Below are 18,858 nucleotides of genomic sequence, written 5' to 3' on the forward strand. Positions count from 1 at the left end.
AGGAACTGACCGTGGACGTCCTCGACGACCGGCTCGACGCCGGCACCTACGAGGTCCTGCGCGACCGGCTCGCCCGGGCCGCCACCGAACTCGCCGACCGCGCACAGGCGTTGAACGCCCGCCGGGTCGAGGAGTTCGGCGGCGGGGAGCTGCGGCTGACCGGCACCGGGCGGCTCACCACCGCCCGGGCCTGCCTCCCGCAGGACCTCACCGCCGCCGGCGGGCTGCTCCTGCTCGGCACCCGCCCCACCGACGTCGCGGACGGCGCCGAGGACTTCGCCGACGTCCTCGGCCTCCACGGCCCCGACCTCTCCCCCGCCCCCGCCGAGGGCACCCTGCTGGACGACCCCCGGCTGTGCCAGGACCTCGCCGACCTGCGGCGCTACTTCCGCGACGCCCGCCTCGAACGCCTGCGGCCGGTGGACGGGCGGCTGCTCGCCGTCTTCCGCACCGGCCCGGCCGCCACCGACGTCCGGGTGCTGCGCTGGCGCCTCGACGACGACGCCGACGACGCCCGCCCCGCCTACCTGGACGGGCGCGGCGAGCGCGACCACACACCCGCCGACGGGCAGCAGCTCGCCTGGACCGCACTGACCCGCGACGACCAGCTGCCGGCCGGCCCCGGCCGCCCGCCCCGCGCCGACCTGGCCGGAGAGCTCCACCTCGGCGTCGACGGCGGCCGGTTGACCCTCACCACCCCGGACGGCCGCGAGCTGCACCACGAGTCGCTCGCCGACGCCCTGCAGACCCTCGCCGACGCGCAGATCGCCCACACCCGCCTGGGCACCCTGCTGCTGGTGCGCGTGCGCCCGTACCAGGAGGAGGGCGTCCGGCACCTGGTGGTGCACCTGCCCACCGGCAAGGTCACCCGGATCGACGCGCTCGGCCGGGCCTGCCTGCGGCTGCCCGCCGACCAGGGCGTGGCCTTCCCCGGCGGCTGCCACCTGACGGACGGCACCGTACGCACCTTCGACCAGCCCGTGGACGGCCTGGTCCACGAGCGCACCGTCGTCTCGCCGAACGGCGAGGACGTGCTGTACGAGTTCCGCTCCCCCGCCGACGGCCGCGCCCTGCTGCAGCCGTACAACAGCGTCCGCCAGGAGGCCGCCGCCCCGCTGTCCTGCCAGGGGTACGCACTGCTCGCCGACGGCACCCTGATCGCGCTGCGCCCGGCCGAGGACGGGCCCACCCGGCTGCACCCCGTCCAGCTCTGGCAGACCCCGTTCACCAGCGAGCGCTTCGCCGCCCGACAGCCGCCCGGCACCGGGCCGTTGGCCCGCATCGGCAACGCCGACCTGGTACGCGGCCTGGCCGACTGCCTCGCGCTCGCCCGGCTGGCCGCGGCCGGCGCCGACACCCCGGCCGGCCACCGGGCCGTCCTCGCCGCCTGCACCCGCACCGCCGACCGCCACCACTGGCTCGGCCAGAGCGGCCTCGGCGACCTCGCCGCACCGCTCGCCGAGATCCGCGACACCGCCCGGCAGGTCATCGCCGAGTACGAGGCGATCGCCCAGCTCACCGCGCACGCCGCCCGGCAGACCGACGAGGCGGCCGAACACGTCGAGGGCCTGCTGCGCACCGCCCGCGGCGAGACCCTGGCCGACGCCGCCGAGTGGGTCGACCGGCTCGCCGCGCTGCGCCGCGCCCAGGGCCGGGTCGAGGCGCTGCGCGACCTGCCGCGGGCCGACGCCGAGCGGATCGACGCGCTCGCCGCGCACCTCACCGAGGGCCTGGCCGAGGCCGCCGAACGCGCCGTCGGCCGGCTGGCCGAACCCACCGCCTTCGAACCGCACCGGCAGCGGGCCGCCGAACTGGCCGAGCAGTGCGCCGTGATCGCGACCGCCGCCGAGGCCGAGCCACTGGGCCTCGAACTGAACGCCCAGAGCGAGGCGCTGCAGACCGTCTCGGAGCTGGTCGGCACCCTCGACCTGGCCGACGCCACCACCCGCACCGCGATCCTGGACCGCCTCGCCGACGTCCTCGGGCTGCTCAACCGGGCCCGGACCGCGCTCACCGTGCGCCGCCGGGAGCTGCGCACCCGCGAGGCCGCCGCCGAGTTCGCCGCCGAGACGGCCCTGCTCGCCCAGGCCACCACCGCCGCGCTCGCCGCCGCCGACACCCCGGAGGCCTGCGACGACCAGCTCGGCCGGCTCCTGCTGCGGATCGAGCAGCTGGAGACCCGCTTCGCCGACGCCGACCCGGCCCTCGGCGAGCAGCTCGCCGACCGGCGCACCGCCATCCACGACGCGCTCACCGCCCGCCGCCAGCACCTGCTGGAGGAACGGGCCCGCCGCGCCGACCGGCTCGCCGCCTCCGCCGAGCGGATCCTCGACACCCTGCACCGGCGCCTGACCGCGCTGGACACCGCCGCCGAGATCGACGCCGCGCTCGCCGCCGACCCGACCGCCGTCAAACTCCGCGACCTCGCCGGGCAGTTGACCGCGCTCGGCGACCGGGTCCGGGCCGAGGAGCTGACCGGACGGCTGCGCGCCGCCCGCGGCCGCGCCCACCGTGCCCTGCGCGACCGCGCCGAACTCGCCGGGGACGGCCCCGGCACCCTGCGGCTGGGCCGGCACCTGTTCGCCGTCACCACCCAGCGGCCCGAACTCGCCCTCGTGCCCTGGCGCGGGCGCCCCGCCTTCACCCTCACCGGTACCGACTACCGCTCCCCCGTCACCGACCCGGCCTTCGCCACCACCGAGCGCTACTGGGAACGCCCGCTGCCCTCGGAGACCCCGCAGCTCTACCGCGCCGAGTACCTCGCCGCCAGTCTGCTGCTGGCCGCCGAACCGGGCTCGCTCTCCGCCGACGCGGACCTGCTGGACCACGTCCGGCGAGCCGCCGAGCAGCGGCCGGACGAGGGCTACCAGCGCGGCGTGCACGACCACGACGCGGCGCTGCTGCTCCGCGCCCTGATCGAACTCGGCTCCGACGCCGGCCTGTTGCGGCACCCGGCGGCCGCCCGGGCGGCCGCGCAGCTGTACTGGGCACACGGCGCCGACGAGCGGCAGCGGCTGCTCTGGCACACCCGGGCCCGATCGCTCGGGCTCGCCCGGCAGGCCTTCGGCGGCGTGCCGGCGCTCGACGGGCTGGCCGCCGAACTCTCGCGGGCCGTCGCGGAGTTCGACCCGGAGTCCGCCGGCCCCGGGGCCGCCGACGCCGGACCGTACCTGGTGGCCGAACTCACCGCCGAATCACCCGCGTTCGCCTACTCGGCGGGCGCGGCCGCGCTGCTCGACAAGTTCCGCGCCGCCCCCGAGTCGGCCGGCCTCATCGAGGCGCTGGCCGCCCTGCCCGACGAGCCCGCGCTGCTGCCCGTACGGCGCCAGCTCGCCACCGCCTGGCTGACGGCGGGAGCCGCCGACGCCGATCCGGCCGACCTCGCCGAGGCCGCCGCCGTGCTGCTCTGCCCGTCCCTGCCGCGTCGGCCGGTGGACGCCGCCGTGGCCACCCGGCTCACCGGACTGCTCGGCGACCATCCGCGCCTGGCGGGCGGCGCGCTCGACCTCCGACTGGACGAACTGCTCGCCCGAGTCAAGGAGTTCGAGGAAGTCGAGGTGCCGGGACACCGGGCCTACCGGAAGCTGCGCGGCGAGCTCCTGGCCGCCGAGCACGCCCGGCTGCGCCTCGACCAGTACCGGCCCGCCCCGCTCAACGGCTTCGTCCGCAACCGGCTGATCGACCAGGTGTACCTGCCGCTGATCGGCGACAACCTCGCCAAGCAGCTCGGCACGGCGGAGTCCGGCGGACCGGTCGACCGCAGCGGCCTGCTGCTCCTGGTCTCCCCGCCCGGCTACGGCAAGACCACCCTCGTCGAGTACCTCGCCGAGCGACTCGGCCTGCTGCTGGTCTCCGTCAGCGGCCCGGCGCTCGGCCACCGCGTCACCTCGCTCGACCCCGCCGAGGCGCCCGACGCCACCTCCCGGCGCGAGGTCGAGAAGCTCAACTTCGCCCTGCACGCCGGCGACAACGTGCTGCTCTACCTGGACGACGTCCAGCACACCTCGCCCGAGTTCCTGCAGCGGTTCATCCCGCTGTGCGACGCGCAGCGCCGGATCGACGGCGTCCGGGACGGCGAGGCCCGCGAGTGGGACCTGCGCGGCAAGCGCTTCGCCGTGGTGATGGCCGCCAACCCGTACACCGAGTCCGGCCGGCTCTTCCGGCTCCCCGACATGCTCGCCAACCGCGCCGACGTCTGGAACCTCGGCGACGCCGTCGCCGGGCGGGACGACCTCTTCGCGCTCAGCTTCATCGAGAACGCCCTGCCCACCAACCCCCACCTGGCCCCGCTCGCCACCGCCGAGCGCGCCGACCTGGACACCCTGCTCGCCCGTGCCACGGGCGTCCCGGGCGGTACCCTGACCGGCGCCTGGCCGGCCGCCGAGGTCGAGCGGATGACGGCCGTCCTGGCCGGCCTGCTCCACCTGCGCACCACCGTCCTGGCCGTCAACCGCGCCTACCTGGACTCCGCCGCCCAGGACGACCGCACCCGCACCGAGCCGCCGTTCCTGCTCCAGGGCTCGTACCGCAACATGGCCAAGCTCGCCCAGCGCCTCGACCCCGCCCTCACCCGGCCCGAGCTGGACGCCCTCCTCACCGACCACTACCGTGCCGAGGCCCAGCCGCTGGGCGCCGAGGCGGAGGCGCAGCTGCTGAAGCTGGCCGAGCTGCGCGGCGCCCTGACCCCGGAGCAGGCGCAGCGGTGGGAGGAGCTGAAGCGCGCCCGGCGGGGGCAGGGCCCGGGTCTCTGACGACCGGGCCTCCCCAGCCCTCAGCGACTGGCGTCGGGCCTCGCCGGGCTCAGCGACTGGCGTCGGGGCTCACTGTGCCGCCGCGTGCACCGGTCCGCTGATCAGCCGGTCGGACGACCACACAACACGCCCCACCGGGGCAACCCTCCGTGGCGCCGCCGGGTCGCGCCCGAGGCCCGCGGCTAGCGTGTCCGCATGGGCGCTCAGCAACTCGATCTGACCGGGCTGCGCCGGGTGTACGGGCGGGCCGGGAGCCGGTGGTTCTACACCCGGGTGGCGCGCAACGCCCGGCACTGGGGGTGGACGGAGCCGGGGCAGTCGAAGTGGCGGCTGTGGCGGGCGCAGCAGCAGCTGGAGGACGTACTGGGGCGCAAACTGGCGCTGCCGGTCGGAGCCCGGGTGCTGGACGCCGGGTGCGGGGCGGGGGTGGTGGCGCGGGCGATGGCCGCGCGGTTCGGACTGGAGGTGACCGGGGTCGACGTGCTGGACTTCCACCTCGCCGAGGCCCGTCGGCTCAGCGTCCGGGCCGCACTGGACGACCGGACCGCCTTCTCCTGGGGCGACTACCACCGGCTCCCCTTCGGGGACGACGAGTTCGACGGCGCCTACTCGATGGAGACGCTCGTCCACTCCTACGACCCGCCGCGCGCCCTGGCCGAGTTCCACCGGGTGCTGCGCCCGGGCGGGCGGCTGGTGCTGCTCGGCCCGATGAGCACCGTCCCGCTGGACGAACTGAAGCCTGGCGCACGGGCGTTGCTCGAACCGTACCTGGACGCGATGACGATGACGGGCGCCAAGCTCTACCACGCCCGCAACCTGCCGCGACTGCTCGCCGACGCCGGGTTCGAGGTCGAGGAGGCGCTGGACGCGACGCCGTACTACACGCCCACGTCGGAGGCGGTGTACGCGTACTTCCGGCTGCCGTGGGAGGTCCTGCGGCGCTTCGGCGACCCGGCGAAGTGGCTCAACCTCCGCTCCACCGTGGAGATGTACGCCGTCCGCGAGTACATCGCCTGGTACGTCCACACCGCCGTCAAGCCGGCGCGGTGACCTCCGCCGTGGACGGGCGCCCGGCGCCGCTGCCGTACCCGAGCGGCTGGTTCTGCGTCGGCCGGGCCCGGGACCTGCCGCCCGGGCGGGTACGGACGGCCCGGCTGATGGGCGAGGACGTGGTGCTGTACCGGACCCGCCGGGGCGCGGTGCGCGCGGTCGGGCCGCACTGCCCCCACCTGGGCGCGCACTTCGGCGCCGGTGGGACGGTCCGGGGCGAGGAACTGGTCTGCCCGTTCCACGGCTTCGCCTTCGGTCCGGACGGTTCGTGCACCGGGGCGCCGGACGGCACCCGGCTCCGCGCGTCGCTGACGACGCACCACCTCCGCGAACGGGACGGCGCGCTGTTCGTCTGGCGGGGCCCGGACGGGCAGCCGCCCGGGTGGGAGCTGCCGCCGGCGGTCGGGGTGCGTCCGCTCGCCTGGTGGAGCGGCGAGGTGCGCTCGCACCCGCAGGAGGTGATGGAGAACAGCGTCGACTTCCGGCACGTGAGCGTGCTGCACGGCCTGGACACCCGGGAGACCGCGCCGCCGGAGGTGGACGGCCCGCTGTTCACCGTCCACCAGCGCACCACGACCCGCTTCCCGGGGCTGGGCGCGGTCAGCCTGGAGCAGCCGGTGATGCTGGCGGGGCTGGGGATGATGCGATTGACGGCCGAACTTCCGCAACTGGGCAGCACGTTGCGGGTCTGGGTGCTGGCGACACCGGTCGCGCCGTGGCGGACCAGGGTGTGGTTCGCGGCGACCGTTACGGTGCCGGTGCCGGTGCCGGCATGGCTGCCGGTGTCGGCGCTGGTACCGGCGCTGGTGCCGGGGGGCGGGTCGGCGAAGGCGCTCGACCGGGCGGCGTCCTGGCTGGCGTTGCAGGCCTCGGTGCGGATCATCAAGCAGGACCGGCCGGTGCTGGCCCACAAGCGGTACCTGGAGCAGCCGCGGCTCGTCCCCGGGGAGCGCTCGATCGGACTGTTCCGCCGCTGGGCCCGGCAGTTCTATCCGGAGGCGAATCCCGCGGACTGACCCCGACCCCGGGGCGCGGCCAGCGACTCCCACACCGGGTCGGGCAGCCCGGGGACGGACCGTCCCTCCGCCTGCCACCGCCGGGCCAGCTCGGCATAGATGGGAGCCTCCGGATCGGGTTCTCCGGGCGGCTCCAGCCCATGCAGGATCGTTTCTTCGGCCGACCACCGCCGCGGGACCGGCATCACCCCAAATCCACTCACACCCACCCAACGCGCCCCGGCCGCGCCGGGACACGGTTCCGTCAACCGGGCGGCCCGCACATCAACCCCTCGCGCGCTCCGGTCGGGACAACGGAGAGAGGGCGCGAGGGGATGCGAGGGGGCGTGAGGGGATGCGAGGGGCGCTGCTGCGGACAGGGGTTCGCGCGCAGGAAGTCGGTCGGGCCGACCTCCTGCGCGGCCGTGTGCATGCACGACGCCCGACGCACGACGCCCGACGCACGACGCGTACGGCGCCCTGCCGCCTACCGTCGGCGGCCCGCCGCCAGCAGCTCGGGCACGGTCGCGAGCTTCACCCGGGGCCGCCCCTCCGCCTCGCCCCGCTCGCGCTCGGCCCGGTCCACCGCCCGCAGCTCCTTCAGCCCGACCGCATCCGGCCGACGGCGCCGCACCAACCGGTCGAAGTCCTTGCGGCCCGCCTCCGGTACCGGCAGCACGCGGGCGGCCGCGTCGTCCAGGAGTGCGTCCACGGTCTCGCGTGCGCAGGCCCGGTTGGCACCGATCCCGCCGGACGGGCCGCGCTTGGCCCAGCCCACCACGTACGTCCCCGGCAGCGGCTGCCCGGTCTCCGGGTCGACCACCCGGCCGCCCCGGTGCGCGACCGTCCCCGCCCGCTCGTCGAACGGCAGCCCCGGCAGCGGCACCCCGCGGTGCCCGATGGAGCGCACCACCAGCCCGGCCCGCAGCACGTCCCGCTCCCCGGTCGGCTCGACCCGGCCCCCGTCCACCGGCCTGGTCCGCTCGACGGTCAGCGCCTCGACCCGCCCGTCCCCGGACAGCTCCACCGGCGCCGACAGGAACCGCAGCACGATCCGCCGCCCCGCGCCGGGCTCGGCGGCCCCGTCGTACGGGACCAGCGGGAGGCCGGCGAGCAACGCCGCCCGCGAGCCCGCGGGCGGCGGCGCGGCGCCCGGGCCCGCTTCCTCGGCCGACGCCGACGCCGACGCCTCCTCCCCCTCCGCTGACGCCGCCCCCACCGACGACACCGCTGCGTCGATGGCGGCCCGGACCTGCGGGTGGTCCTCGACCACCACCTCGACGCCCGGCAGCTGCCGCAGCGCCAGGAACTCCGCCGCGGTCCACGCCGCCTGCTCCGGACCGCGTCGGGCGAGCAGCACGACCTCCCGCACCCGGCTGCCGCGCAGCGCGGCGAGGGCGTGGTCGGCGATGTCGGTGGCGGCGAGCCGGTCGGGGTCGGTGAACAGGATGCGGGCGATGTCCACGGCCACGTTGCCGTTGCCGACCACGACCACCCGCTCCGCCGACAGCTCGACGGCGTCGGCCGGCACGGTCGGATCGGCGTTGTACCAGCCGACGAAGGCGGTCGCGGGCAGGCTGCCGGGAAGGTCCTCACCGGGGACGCCGAGCCGGCGGTCGGCGGCCGCGCCCACGGCGTACACCACCGCGTGATGGTGCGCGGCGAGTTCCCGGTGGGTGACGTCCGCACCGATCTCCACGTTCAGGTGCATCCGCAGCCGGGGGTCGCGGAAGACGCTCGCGAAGCTCTCCGCGATCCGCTTGGTCGACTGGTGGTCGGGCGCGACGCCGTGCCGCAGCAGACCGCCGGCGACCGGCAGCCGGTCGATCATGGTGATCTCGGCGCTGGTGCTGCGCAGCAGTTCCTGCGCGGTGTACCCGGCCGACGGCCCGGTGCCGACGACGGCGATCCGCAGCGCGCCGAGCTCCCCCGGCAGGCTGCGCGGAAAACTGGGCCGGCCCCAGGCGTGGTCGTTGGGGTGGTCGCGGAACCAGTCGCGGTTGAGGTCCCCGAACACGGTGTCCGGACCGCGCAGCCGGTCGACCGGGAACACCGCGTCCACCGGGCAGGCGTCCGCACAGGCGCCGCAGTCGATGCACGCCTTCGGGTCGATGTACAGCATGTCGGTGGTGCCGAACTCCGGCTCGTCCGGGGTCGGGTGGATGCAGTTGACCGGGCAGACGGACACGCACGAGGCGTCGTTGCAGCAGGTCTGGGTGATCGCGTAGGCCATGGCCGGAGTGGGGTCCTCGCTGCGCGTCGGGGGGGTGGCGTCGGGGATGGCGTCGGGGGTGGCGGAGGGTGCGGTGGCAGGGGGCTTCGGTGGGCACGGCGGTGCGGGGGCACGGGGGTGCGGCGGGCAGGGGCGGGCGGCGCGGGTGCGCTTTCAACTGCAGGTCAGAGCATGTGCACGCGGCGGTAGACGGCCGCCGAGCGGCCGGTGAGCAGCCCGGTCTCGGCGAGGAAGGCCATCAGGTGCCGGGAGCTGGTGCGCATCATCGCCTTGCGGTGCTCGTTGGCCTGCACCTCGGCGAGCGCCCGTTGCACGTCGAGCCCGGCGGCCCGGTAGACGCCCGGGTGGACCATGCTGGTGACGATGACGTAGGCGCCCACGGCGATGCCGGTCGCCGAGGCGCGTCGGCGCGCCGGGCTCGCGTGCCGCATCCGCTCGCGGATCTCCTGCCGGGCGAACTTCATGTGCCGCGACTCCTCGACCACGTGGATCCGGGACGTCCCGCGGACGATCTCCAGCACGTTCTCGCCGCGCATCCAGTCGCGCTGCATGACGTCGAGCACCTCTTCGGCCACCAGGATGCCGCCGTAGGCGAGTTCGCCCTTGGCGAGCGCCTTGAACACGCGTCCGGCCTGGGCGATCAGCTTGTTCGGCCGGTAGGCGGGGACGCCCATCTTCTCGCACGCCCGGGCGAACATGATCGAGTGGCGGCACTCGTCGGCGATCTCAGTGAGGGCGAACCGGAACTCGGCGCTGGCAGGGTCCTTGAGGTACTGGTCGCGCAGCACCATCTGCTGGAGGATCATTTCGAACCAGATGCCGGTGTTCATGATCGAGCAGACCTCGTGCCGGGTCAGGGTCACCCGCTGCCGCTCGGTCATCTCGTCCCACAGCCGCGTGCCGTAGAGCGTGCTCCACTCCGGGTTGAGGCCGTAGTGCTCCTCGGGGAGGGGGGCGTCCCAGTCGATCTCGGTCGAGGGGTCGAAGGAGAGGGCGGCGGCCGACTCCAGCAGCCGCTTCGAGACGTCGTCGTCGGCGGTGGTGTGACGGTCACTCCGGCGCTCGTCCTGACGGTGGTCCCGCCTCCGCGCCCTCGGGTCGGTGAGAGCCATGGCTGCCTCCAGGTGCCTGCTGCTGCGGGTTCCCGCTCACCCGCTTATTAGACGGACAGTACAATAAGACCCTGTCGCCGAGAACCCCCCGCGCAGCAGCGAACCGGCGCGCGGGCGGGCACGACGAAGGGCGGGACCGTCGAGGCCCCGCCCTTCGCTGTGCTCTTCGCCCTGCGCGCCGTTTCGCTCGCCGCTTTGCTCGCCGTTTCGCTCCCCGCTTTGCTCGCCGTTTCGCTCGCCGCTTTGCTCGCCGGCCTCCGCTACGCCGAGGCCAGCGCCTGGCGCAGCGCCTCGGCGGCCTCCGCGGTCGCCTCCCGGAAGCGCCGGCCGATGCCGATGTAGTTGGCGTACCCGTGGATGAGGTCCGGCTGACGGCTCAGCCGCACCGTCACCCCGGCCTCCTCCAACGCCCGCGCGTACGCCTCGCCCTCGTCGCGCAGCGGGTCGAAGCCCGCGGTGCCGATGTACGCGGCCGGCAGACCGGCCAGGTCCCCGGCGAGCAGCGGCGACAGCCGCGGGTCGACGCGGTCGGCGGGCTCGGGCGCGTACCGCTCCAGGAACCAGTCCATGTCGGCGCTGGTCAGGAAGAACCCGTCGGCGAACAGCTCCCGCGAGGGGCGCCGGGTCGACGCGTCGGTCGCCGGGTACAGCAGCAGCTGGAACACCGGCGCGGGACCGCCCCGCCGCACGGCCTGCTGCGCCGCGACGGCGGCCAGGTTGCCGCCCGCGCTGTCCCCGCCGATCGCGATCCGCTCCGGGTCCGCACCCAGGTCGGCCGCCTTGGCGTGCGCGTAGTCGAACGCGGCCAGCGCGTCCTCGGCCGCGGCCGGGAACGCGTGCTCGGGCGCCAGCCGGTACTCCACCGACAGCACCCGCACGTGCGCCCGCTGCGCCAGGAACCGGGCGACGTGGTCGTGACTGGCCCGGCTGCCGACCACCCAGCCCCCGCCGTGCAGGTACACCAGCAGCCCGGAACCCTCCGCCAGGCCCTCCGGCGTGTACAGGGTCGCGGCCAACTCGCCCTGCTCCTGCGGGATCCCGACGGCCCGCGCGGCCACCGTGTGGAGCGTCGGCCCGCCCACCAGGTACCGGGCGTACTCCATCGCGGCCCGCGACGGCTCGACCCCACCCGGCATCACCAGGGCCGCCTTCGACTGCCGCTGCAGCTTGAGTATCAACTGCGCGTCCAACGCGAGCGTCTGCCCGTCCCGCACCACCGGCTTGCCCGCGATCGCCCGCCGCAGGCCCTCCGGCAGGGCGTACATGCCCCGGACGACGGCGGCCTGGATCCGGACGGGAAGTGGGATCGTCATCTCTTCTGCCTCCTGGGGACGGAACTGGGGACTCGGCTGGGAACCGCGCTCGGGACCGTGCTTGGGACCGCACTTGGGACCGGCTGGGGACCGCGCTCGGGACCGGCCGGGGACGGTGTTGCCCGAACGGGAGCCCATGATGGGGCCGTCCCAGCAGAGTTGGAAGCCTCCTGGACGCCCTCTGAACCCACCCTCGACCCGACACACCCCCACCCTGGTCCGGCACCCGGGGAAATTATGTAGACCGGTCTACATTCTTGCCGCCGCCCGGCGCCACTGCGCACGAGAAGTCGGCCAGGCCGACTTCCTGCGCAAGGAGCACCACTTCGAGGGTCGAATCAGTAGACCGACCTACATAATCTGGCGCCCACACCACCCCCGGCACCACGCCCAGCCGTACAGGAAGTCGACCCAGCCGACTTCCCACGCACACCACACCACCAGCCCCCACCCCGGCCCCCACCCGCGCAGGAATCAGTAGACCGACCTACATATTCACCCGCCCGCACACCCTCAAGCCCCAGCGCTCGCAACAAATCAGTAGACCGACCGACATAATCTGGCACCCGCACCGCCCGCACCGTCACACCCAGCCGCACAGGAAGTCGACCCAGCCGACTTCCCACGCACACCACACCACCAGCACCCACCCCGGCCCCCACCCGCGCAGGAATCAGTAGACCGACCTACATATTCGCTCGCCCGCACCCTCAAGCCGCAGGGCCCGGGCTGCCAGGTGGCGGCGTTCGGGGGCGCTGGAGGTACGGGCGGCGGCTTCGCGGTAGGCGCGGGCGGCGGCGGCCGGGTCGGCGCCGAGCCGGTCGAGGAGGTGGGCGCGCACGGCGAGCAGGCGGTGGTGGCGGGCGAGGCGCCGGTCGGCGGCCGGCGCGTCGAGGAGGGCGAGCCCGGCCGCCGACCCGTGGACCATCGCCACCGCGACGGCCCGGTTGAGGGCGACCACCGGGTTGGCGTCGAAGCGCAGCAGCAGGTCGTACAGCGCCAGGATCTGCGGCCAGTCGGTGGCCTCGGCGGTCGCCGCCTCACTGTGCACCGCGGCGATCGCCGCCTGTACCCGGTACGGCCCGGGCTGCCCGCCCGGTAGCGCGGAGGCGATCAACTCCAGCCCTTCATCGAGCAGTTCGCGGTCCCAGCGGTCGCGGTCCTGCTCCGCCAGCGGCACCAGCTCACCGTACGGTCCGGTGCGGGCGGGTCGGCGGGCGTCGGTGAGGAGCATCAGGGCGAGCAGTCCCGCCGTCTCGGCGTCGCCCGGGGTGAGGCGCCGCAGCAGTCGGGTGAGCCGGATCGCCTCGACTGCGAGCCGCGGCACGGTCAACTCATCGCCGCCGCTGGCCGTGTAGCCCTCGTTGAAGATCAGGTACAGCACGTGTCGGACCTCGCCGAGCCGCGCCGCTCCGCCGTCCCTTTCCCCCTTCCCCTGCCCCTTCCCCTGCCTCGCCCCCTGCCCCTGCCTCGCCCCCTCCCCGTCCCCCTCCGACGGCGCCAGTCGTCCGCCCGCCGCCTTCAGCGTCTGCTTGGCCCGGCTGATCCGCTGCGCCATGGTCGCCTCGGGCACCAGGAACGCGGCGGCGATCTGCGCGGTGGTCAGGCCGCCGACGGCGCGCAGGGTCAGCGCGATCCGGCTCGGTACCGACAGTGCCGGGTGGCAGCAGAGGAACAGCAGCGCGAGCGAGTCGTCCGCCGCCGGGTCGGGCTCGTCGGCGGCGGGGGCGAGCAGCGCCGCCTGCGGTGTGGCCAGCGCCAGCGTCTCCTCCCGGCGGCGCCGGGCCGACTCGCTGCGCACCTGGTCCACCAGTCGGCGGTCGGCGACGGTCACCAGCCAGCCGCGCGGGTTGGCCGGCACCCCGCCCGCCGTCCACTGCAGTGCGGCGGCGAGCAGGGCTTCCTGCACCGCGTCCTCACACGCGTCGAAGGCCCCGCCGTGCCTGCGTACCAGCGCGCCGAGGACCTGCGGCGCCAGTTCGCGCAGCAGGCCCTCGACGCCGTTCGGCTCGGTCACCCGTCCGCCGCGAGGTCGTTCGTCGGCGACTCGTGCAGGATCGGCCACAGCTCCACCGGCTCGACGTCCGCGAACGGCATGTCCGCCGCGATCTGCTGGGCGCGCTCCGGGCTCTCGCAGTCCAGCAGGTAGAAGCTGGCCAGGTACTCCTTGGTCTCCAGGTACGGCCCGTCGGTGATCACCGGCACGCCCTCCGCCCGCCGCACCAGCTGCGCGGCGGCCGCGTCCGCCAGCCCGTACGCGCCGATCAGCTCGCCGCTCTCGCGGTACTTGGTGTTGAACGCCTCCTGCTTGGCGATCGCCTCCGGCCAGGCTTCGGCCGGGAAGGAGTCCCACTTGGCCTGGTTGCCGTAGATCATCGCGACGTACTTCATGCCGGGTGTCCTCATTTCCGTCCCGCACGCCCCTCCGGCGCGCTGTCACCTCTCAGTCGGAGCCGCGGCAGGGGCCCTCGACATCGCCGACGGGGTTTCTTCGAAGTTTTTTCGCCGTCGGAGATTCGCCGTCAAGCACTCGCCGTCAAGCACTCGCCGTCGGAGATGCGCCGTCGGAGGATCCTTCTCAGGCGCCGCGCCGGTCCACGGCGTCGAAGGCCGCCAGCGCCCGAGCGCCCGGTTCCAGTGCCCGACGCAGCGCCGCCAGGCCGGGAGCGTCCAGGCCGCCCAGCGCGTCGGCGAGTTCCTCCGTCACGTCCTGTGCGATCTCCTCGGCCACCGCCTCCGTGGCCGTGCGCGGCCCCAGCTTGCTGACCGCGGCGGCCGCGCGGGCGGGCGTGAGCAGGGCCGACGCCTGGACCAGCAGCCACGCCGGCACCCCGGCCGCGCCCTCCGGTGGGGGCAGGTAGGGGCGGGCGCCTCCGTAGCGCTCGTCCTCGGCGAAGGCCTGCTGCTTCGCCTTCACCAGCGGCCGGGCCACCGCCCCCGCCTCGCCCGACTCCCGCCACTGCCCGGCCGGTTTGAGGACGTACCCCTCCGCGAGGTTGTCCGCCAGCTCGGGCAGTCCGAACAGTGCGGGTACCCGGCTCGGGAACAGCACCGGGAGGTCCTGCAGCGCGTTCAGCGGGCCGTGGCCGAGGAGCGGCACGCAGGTGAGCCCGGCGGTGCCCGCGGCGGTGCGCAGGGCGCGGTCGGCGATCCACCAACGGCCTTCGGGTGTCCGTACGGTGGCGTCGAACGGCAGCCAGCGCAGGCCGGGGTCGTACCAGACGCCGGTCTGCACCGGTTCGACCCCGTCGGCGGCGGGCACGTCGGGGTGCGGGTAGCGTCCGCCGGCCAGCTCGCCGTAGACGGTCACCACCGCCGACGGGCCCCACGGCCCGCGCACCGCGCCGGCGAGCCGGGCCGCGGCGACGGCGAGCCGGGGCCAGATGCGGCTCACGCCGAAGAAGCCGTCCAGTCCTTCGTCGTCGAGCAGTTGACGTCGTTTCGCGGGGCGCACCGAGTCGCCCTCGCAGACCACCGCGAAGTGCGCGCCGTGCACCTTCTCCGCCGCGACCCACTCGCGGCTGCCGGGCCCGCCGGAGCGGCCGCGCGCGGGGATCTTGGGATAGGGCTGCAGCTCGGCCGCGTCGAACACCGTCGTCGTCTCGGACACGAACAGGATCCTCGCCGCCGGATCCGCCCGCCGGCAACCGGGATTCCCGGCCCCGCCGATCCCACGGGGTGCGTGCTCGGACCGGACACGCTCGGACCGGACGCGCCCGGCCCGGACACGCTCGGAGCCGTACGCCGCGGTCAGCCCGGTGCGCCGCGGTCGGCGGCCCGGTCCGCGCTCACCCCGGTGCGCGGTCAGACCGCCCACTGCGAGCGCAGCCGGGCGAACGCCTCGTGGAACCCGGGGAAGGTCTTCCGCACGCACCCCGGGTCGTCGAAGGTGATCCCCGGCGTGCGCAGCGAGGTGACGGCGAAGGACATCACGATCCGGTGGTCGGAGTGCGTGGTGACCTCGACCGGGCGCGGCGCACCGGGGTGGATCTCGATCCAGTCGTCGCCGGTCGCGACCGTGATGCCCATGGCGCGCAGGTTGGCGGCGCAGGCCTCCAGCCGGTCGCACTCCTTGACCCGGGTGTTGTGGACGTCCTCGATCCGCACCGGCCCGGACGCGAAGGGCGCGATCGCCGCGAGGGTGGGCATGGTGTCGGAGATGTCCCGCATGTTGACGGTGAGGCCGTTCAGCGTGCCGTCGCCCGCCACCGTCGTACAGTCGCTCCCGACGTCCACCCGGACGCCCATCCGCCGCAGCACCTCCACGAAGCGCAGGTCGCCCTGGAGGGCGTCCCGGCCGAGGCCGGGTACGGTGACCTCCCGTCCGGCGACGGCCGCGGCGGCGAAGAAGTAGCTCGCGGTGGAGGCGTCCGGCTCGACGGCGTACGGGACGGCCCGGTAGCCCCCGGACGGCACCTCGAACACCTCGCCGCCGGGCGTCCGCTCGCGCTTCACCTCGACCCCGAACTCCCGCATCATCGCCAGGGTGATGCCGATGTACGGGGCGGACACCAGCCGGGTGACGGTGATCCGCAGCCCGTCCCGGGTGAGCGGGCCGAGCAGCAGCAGCGCGGTCAGGTACTGCGAGGACTCCCCGGCGTCGAGGGTGAGTCCGCCGCCGCGGACACCGTCGGCGACGACCGTGAGCGGGTGGTGCCCCTCGGCCTCCTCGTGCCGCAGGTCGACGCCCAGCTCGCGCAGCGCCCGGGTCAGCGGGGCGACCGGACGGCGGCGCATCTGCGCGGAGGCGTCGAAGCGGTAGGTGCCGCGGCCGGCGGCGACGAGGGCGGGCAGGAAGCGCGCGGTGGTAGCGCCGTCCCGGCAGTACACCTCGGCCGTCTCCACGCCGGGCCCGGCTGGCCGTCCCGTCACCCGCCACCGGTCCGCCGCCCGCTCGACGTCGTACCCGAGGGCGACCAGCCCCTGCGCGAAGCCCTCGGTGTCGTCCGAGGCCAGCGGCCGGTGCAGGGTGGTCACGCCGTCGGCGGCGGCGGCCAGGAACAGCGCCCGGGCGGTGATGGACTTGGACCCCGGGATCTCGACGGCAGTCACGGCAGGCTCTCCCTACACAGGTGTGTCCAGCGATGTCGGCCCGATCCTGCCGCACCTGCGCCCTGCCGTTCCCGGCCTTCCACGGACCGGACGGCGACGGCCCGACGGCCGCCATCCCCGGTCCGGACCCCGCCCGGCGCGGACCCCGCCGGCTCAGCGGCGCCCCCAGAGCCCGACCAGGTGGGCGTGCAGGACCTCCTCCGCCTCCTCCGCCGTCCGGTGCCCGACCAGCACGTGCGCGGTGAGTCCGTCCGCCAGGGCCAGCAACGTCCGGGCCTCGGTCCGATCCGCCGCACGAACCTCCGCCGACTCCCCGAGCCCAGCCCCGTCCCCGCCCCCGCCCCCCGCCTCGCCCCCACCCCCGGAAGCCTCCGCGAGCAGCCGCACCACCAACTCCTCCAGGGCCGCGTAGCTGCTCCGCAGGGTCGCCGCCAGCGCCGGGTTCACCGCGGCCCCGGCGACGAAGGCGAGCCAGATCCTGGCCTCGGCCCGGTGTTCCTCGCGCAGCAGCGCCACTTCCCGGGCCACCAGCCCGAGTTCGCTGGCGGCCGACTGTGCCGGGCCGGCGGCCAGCCGCCTCCGGACCCTCTCGGTGACGCGCTCGCCGATGTGCGCGAGGGCGAACCGCAGCATCTCCTCCTTGGTGCGGAAGCAGCGCTGGACGGCCCCCATCGACACCTCGGCGCGGGTGGCGACGTCCCGGAGGGTGACGCCTTCCAGTCCGTGTTCGTCCACCAGCAGGCAGACGGCGTCGGCGATCTGCCGGCGTCGGCCCTCGTGGTCCACCTGCTTCGGCATGTCCGGCCTCCTCGTCCCGGCCTCCGGGGTCCGGGGCCGTCAATTATTCGATGCAAGCGTATCGGTTCCCGGACTATGGTTCCGATGCAACCGCATCGGAACCAATCCGAGGAGACCCGCACCCATGCCCCTGTGGAACAGGACCGCCACCGAACTCGCCGCCGCCGTCCGGGCCGGCGAGGTCTCCGCCCTCGACGTGGTCGACAGCCACCTGGACCGCATCGCCGAGGTCAACCCCCACCTGAACGCCGTCACCCAGCTCCTCGCCGACCGCGCCCGCGAGGCCGCCCGGCACACCGACCGGCGCCGGGCCGCGGGCGAGGACCCGGGCCCGCTCGCCGGCGTGCCGTTCACCGTGAAGGAGTGCACCCCCATCGCGGAGGTGGCCACCACCTTCGGCACCCCGCGCTTCCGCAACCACGTCGCGCCCGTCGACGCCGTCCCGGTGGCCCGTCTGCGCGCCGCCGGGGCGATCCCGATCGGCCACAGCAACATGCCGACGCTGATCCTGGCCGGGATGCACACGCGCAGCGAGCTCTACGGCGACACCCGCAGCCCGTGGGACCCGAGCCGCACCCCTGGCGGCAGCAGCGGCGGCGACGGCGTCGCGGTCGCCGCCGGCATGGCCCCGCTCGGGCTCGGCAACGACTCCGGCGGCTCGCTGCGGATCCCGGCGACCTTCTGCGGCGTCGCCGCACTCAAGCCGACCACCGGCCGCTTCCCCGCCGACCAGCGCCTCCTCGGTCCGGACGACCCCGGCCCGGCCTCCCAGGTCCTGGTCACCGACGGCCCGGTGGCCCGGACGGTCGCCGACCTCCGGCTCGCGTACGAGACACTGGCCGGCACCGACCCCCGCGACCCGCGCGCCGTCCCCGTCCCGCTGTACGGCGAACCTCCCGGTCGCCCGCCACGGGTCGCCGTCGTCGCCGACCCTGGCGGCCACGGCGTCCACCCCACCGTCCGCCGGGCCGTCGAGACCGCGGCCGACGCGCTGCGCGACGCGGGGTACGACGTCCGGGAAGTCCCCGACGTGCCGAGGCTGCAGGAGGCCTACGACGCCTACCACCGGCTCACCGTCACCGAGTTCGCCCCGAGCTGGCCCGTCGTACGGCAGTTGCTGGGCGAAGGCGGCGACCGCTTCATCGACCTGACGATGCGCAGCACTCCGCCCGCCGACGCCCCCGGGCTCATCCGGCTCATGAGCGCCTGGATGAACATCCGCCGCTCCTGGACGGAGTTCCTGCACGAGTACCCGCTGTTGCTCGGCCCGGTCTTCACCGAGCCGCCGGTCGAACCGGGCCTGGAGTCGCGGGACCAGGCCGGCCGGGACCGCGTCGCCTCGGGCATGCGGCTCTGCTCGGTGACCAGCTTCGTCGGCGTCCCGGCCGTCGCCGTCCCGACCGGGCTCGCCGACGACGGTCTGCCCACCGGCGTGCAACTCGTCGGGCGGGCGTTCCGGGAGGACCTGTGCCTGGCCGCCGCCCAGGCCGTCGAGGACCGGCTCGGCGTGCTCACCCCGGTCGACCCGCGGCAGTAGCGGCCGTAGCCGCCGTA

General features: G+C 75.1%; 12 protein-coding genes. 4 read left to right on the top strand and 8 right to left on the bottom strand.

Annotated elements, in window-relative coordinates; all coding sequences use genetic code 11:
- The first annotated feature begins 11 nt into the window (after positions 1 to 11).
- The 3 genes from ACIRST_RS29455 to ACIRST_RS29465 all read left to right on the top strand — a co-directional run bounded on the left by ACIRST_RS29455 (position 12) and on the right by ACIRST_RS29465 (position 6,817).
- On the top strand, positions 12 to 4,751 hold the full coding sequence (locus ACIRST_RS29455) for a DNA repair ATPase (protein ID WP_402805684.1): 4,740 nt from the start codon (positions 12 to 14) through the stop codon (positions 4,749 to 4,751).
- A 195-nt stretch (positions 4,752 to 4,946) separates the two neighbouring features.
- Positions 4,947 to 5,801 (top strand): methyltransferase domain-containing protein, encoded by an 855-nt coding sequence (locus tag ACIRST_RS29460; RefSeq protein WP_396551559.1) that lies wholly within the window; start codon positions 4,947 to 4,949, stop codon positions 5,799 to 5,801.
- Entirely contained in the window at positions 5,798 to 6,817 is a 1,020-nt protein-coding gene (locus ACIRST_RS29465; protein ID WP_402805686.1) for an aromatic ring-hydroxylating dioxygenase subunit alpha, read from the top strand. The genes ACIRST_RS29460 and ACIRST_RS29465 overlap by 4 nt, the downstream gene beginning before the upstream one ends.
- A 466-nt stretch (positions 6,818 to 7,283) precedes the next feature.
- On the opposite strand, the gene ACIRST_RS29470 is transcribed toward ACIRST_RS29465, so the two are convergent.
- The 8 genes from ACIRST_RS29470 to ACIRST_RS29505 form a co-directional block, all read right to left on the bottom strand.
- Positions 7,284 to 9,029 carry an FAD-dependent oxidoreductase gene (locus ACIRST_RS29470; protein ID WP_402805688.1) on the bottom strand — a complete coding sequence of 582 codons (1,746 nt, stop codon included), beginning with the start codon at positions 9,027 to 9,029 and terminating at the stop codon, positions 7,284 to 7,286.
- Positions 9,030 to 9,193: 164 nt separating this feature from the next.
- Entirely contained in the window at positions 9,194 to 10,141 is a 948-nt protein-coding gene (locus ACIRST_RS29475; protein ID WP_350521457.1) for a diiron oxygenase, read from the bottom strand.
- A 260-nt stretch (positions 10,142 to 10,401) separates the two neighbouring features.
- The gene (locus ACIRST_RS29480; RefSeq protein WP_402805691.1) at positions 10,402 to 11,454 is read right to left on the bottom strand and encodes an alpha/beta hydrolase; all 1,053 of its coding nucleotides are present in this window, start codon (positions 11,452 to 11,454) and stop codon (positions 10,402 to 10,404) included.
- Between the two features lie 673 nt (positions 11,455 to 12,127).
- Positions 12,128 to 13,471: an RNA polymerase sigma factor gene (locus tag ACIRST_RS29485; protein WP_402805694.1), complete on the bottom strand. Its 1,344-nt coding sequence runs from the start codon at positions 13,469 to 13,471 to the stop codon at positions 12,128 to 12,130.
- The gene (locus ACIRST_RS29490) at positions 13,468 to 13,845 is read right to left on the bottom strand and encodes a YciI family protein (protein ID WP_402805697.1); all 378 of its coding nucleotides are present in this window, start codon (positions 13,843 to 13,845) and stop codon (positions 13,468 to 13,470) included. The genes ACIRST_RS29485 and ACIRST_RS29490 overlap by 4 nt, the downstream gene beginning before the upstream one ends.
- Positions 13,846 to 14,032: 187 nt before the next feature.
- Complete coding sequence (locus ACIRST_RS29495; RefSeq protein ID WP_402805700.1) at positions 14,033 to 15,064, bottom strand: RNA ligase family protein; 1,032 nt, start codon at positions 15,062 to 15,064, stop codon at positions 14,033 to 14,035.
- A 194-nt stretch (positions 15,065 to 15,258) separates the two neighbouring features.
- A complete protein-coding gene (aroA, locus tag ACIRST_RS29500; protein WP_402805702.1) occupies positions 15,259 to 16,506 on the bottom strand; it encodes a 3-phosphoshikimate 1-carboxyvinyltransferase in 1,248 nt (415 codons plus the stop codon).
- Positions 16,507 to 16,659: 153 nt separating this feature from the next.
- Positions 16,660 to 17,304 (bottom strand): TetR/AcrR family transcriptional regulator, encoded by a 645-nt coding sequence (locus tag ACIRST_RS29505; protein WP_402805704.1) that lies wholly within the window; start codon positions 17,302 to 17,304, stop codon positions 16,660 to 16,662.
- Between the two features lie 124 nt (positions 17,305 to 17,428).
- On the opposite strand from ACIRST_RS29505, the gene ACIRST_RS29510 reads away from it, so the two are divergent.
- The gene (locus ACIRST_RS29510) at positions 17,429 to 18,841 is read left to right on the top strand and encodes an amidase (RefSeq protein WP_402805707.1); all 1,413 of its coding nucleotides are present in this window, start codon (positions 17,429 to 17,431) and stop codon (positions 18,839 to 18,841) included.
- The last annotated feature ends 17 nt before the right edge of the window (positions 18,842 to 18,858 follow it).

It is taken from the genome of Kitasatospora sp. NPDC101447, assembly GCF_044767225.1.
In the GTDB taxonomy this organism is placed as follows: Bacteria; Actinomycetota; Actinomycetes; order Streptomycetales; family Streptomycetaceae; genus Kitasatospora.

Coding starts and splice junctions, on each gene's coding strand:
- ACIRST_RS29460 (WP_396551559.1), top strand. CDS start 4,947: ATGGGCGCTCAGCAACTCGATCTGACCGGGCTGCGCCGGGTGTACGGG.
- ACIRST_RS29470 (WP_402805688.1), bottom strand. CDS start 9,029: ATGGCCTACGCGATCACCCAGACCTGCTGCAACGACGCCTCGTGCGTG.
- ACIRST_RS29475 (WP_350521457.1), bottom strand. CDS start 10,141: ATGGCTCTCACCGACCCGAGGGCGCGGAGGCGGGACCACCGTCAGGAC.
- ACIRST_RS29480 (WP_402805691.1), bottom strand. CDS start 11,454: ATGACGATCCCACTTCCCGTCCGGATCCAGGCCGCCGTCGTCCGGGGC.
- ACIRST_RS29490 (WP_402805697.1), bottom strand. CDS start 13,845: ATGAAGTACGTCGCGATGATCTACGGCAACCAGGCCAAGTGGGACTCC.
- ACIRST_RS29505 (WP_402805704.1), bottom strand. CDS start 17,304: ATGCCGAAGCAGGTGGACCACGAGGGCCGACGCCGGCAGATCGCCGAC.
- ACIRST_RS29510 (WP_402805707.1), top strand. CDS start 17,429: ATGCCCCTGTGGAACAGGACCGCCACCGAACTCGCCGCCGCCGTCCGG.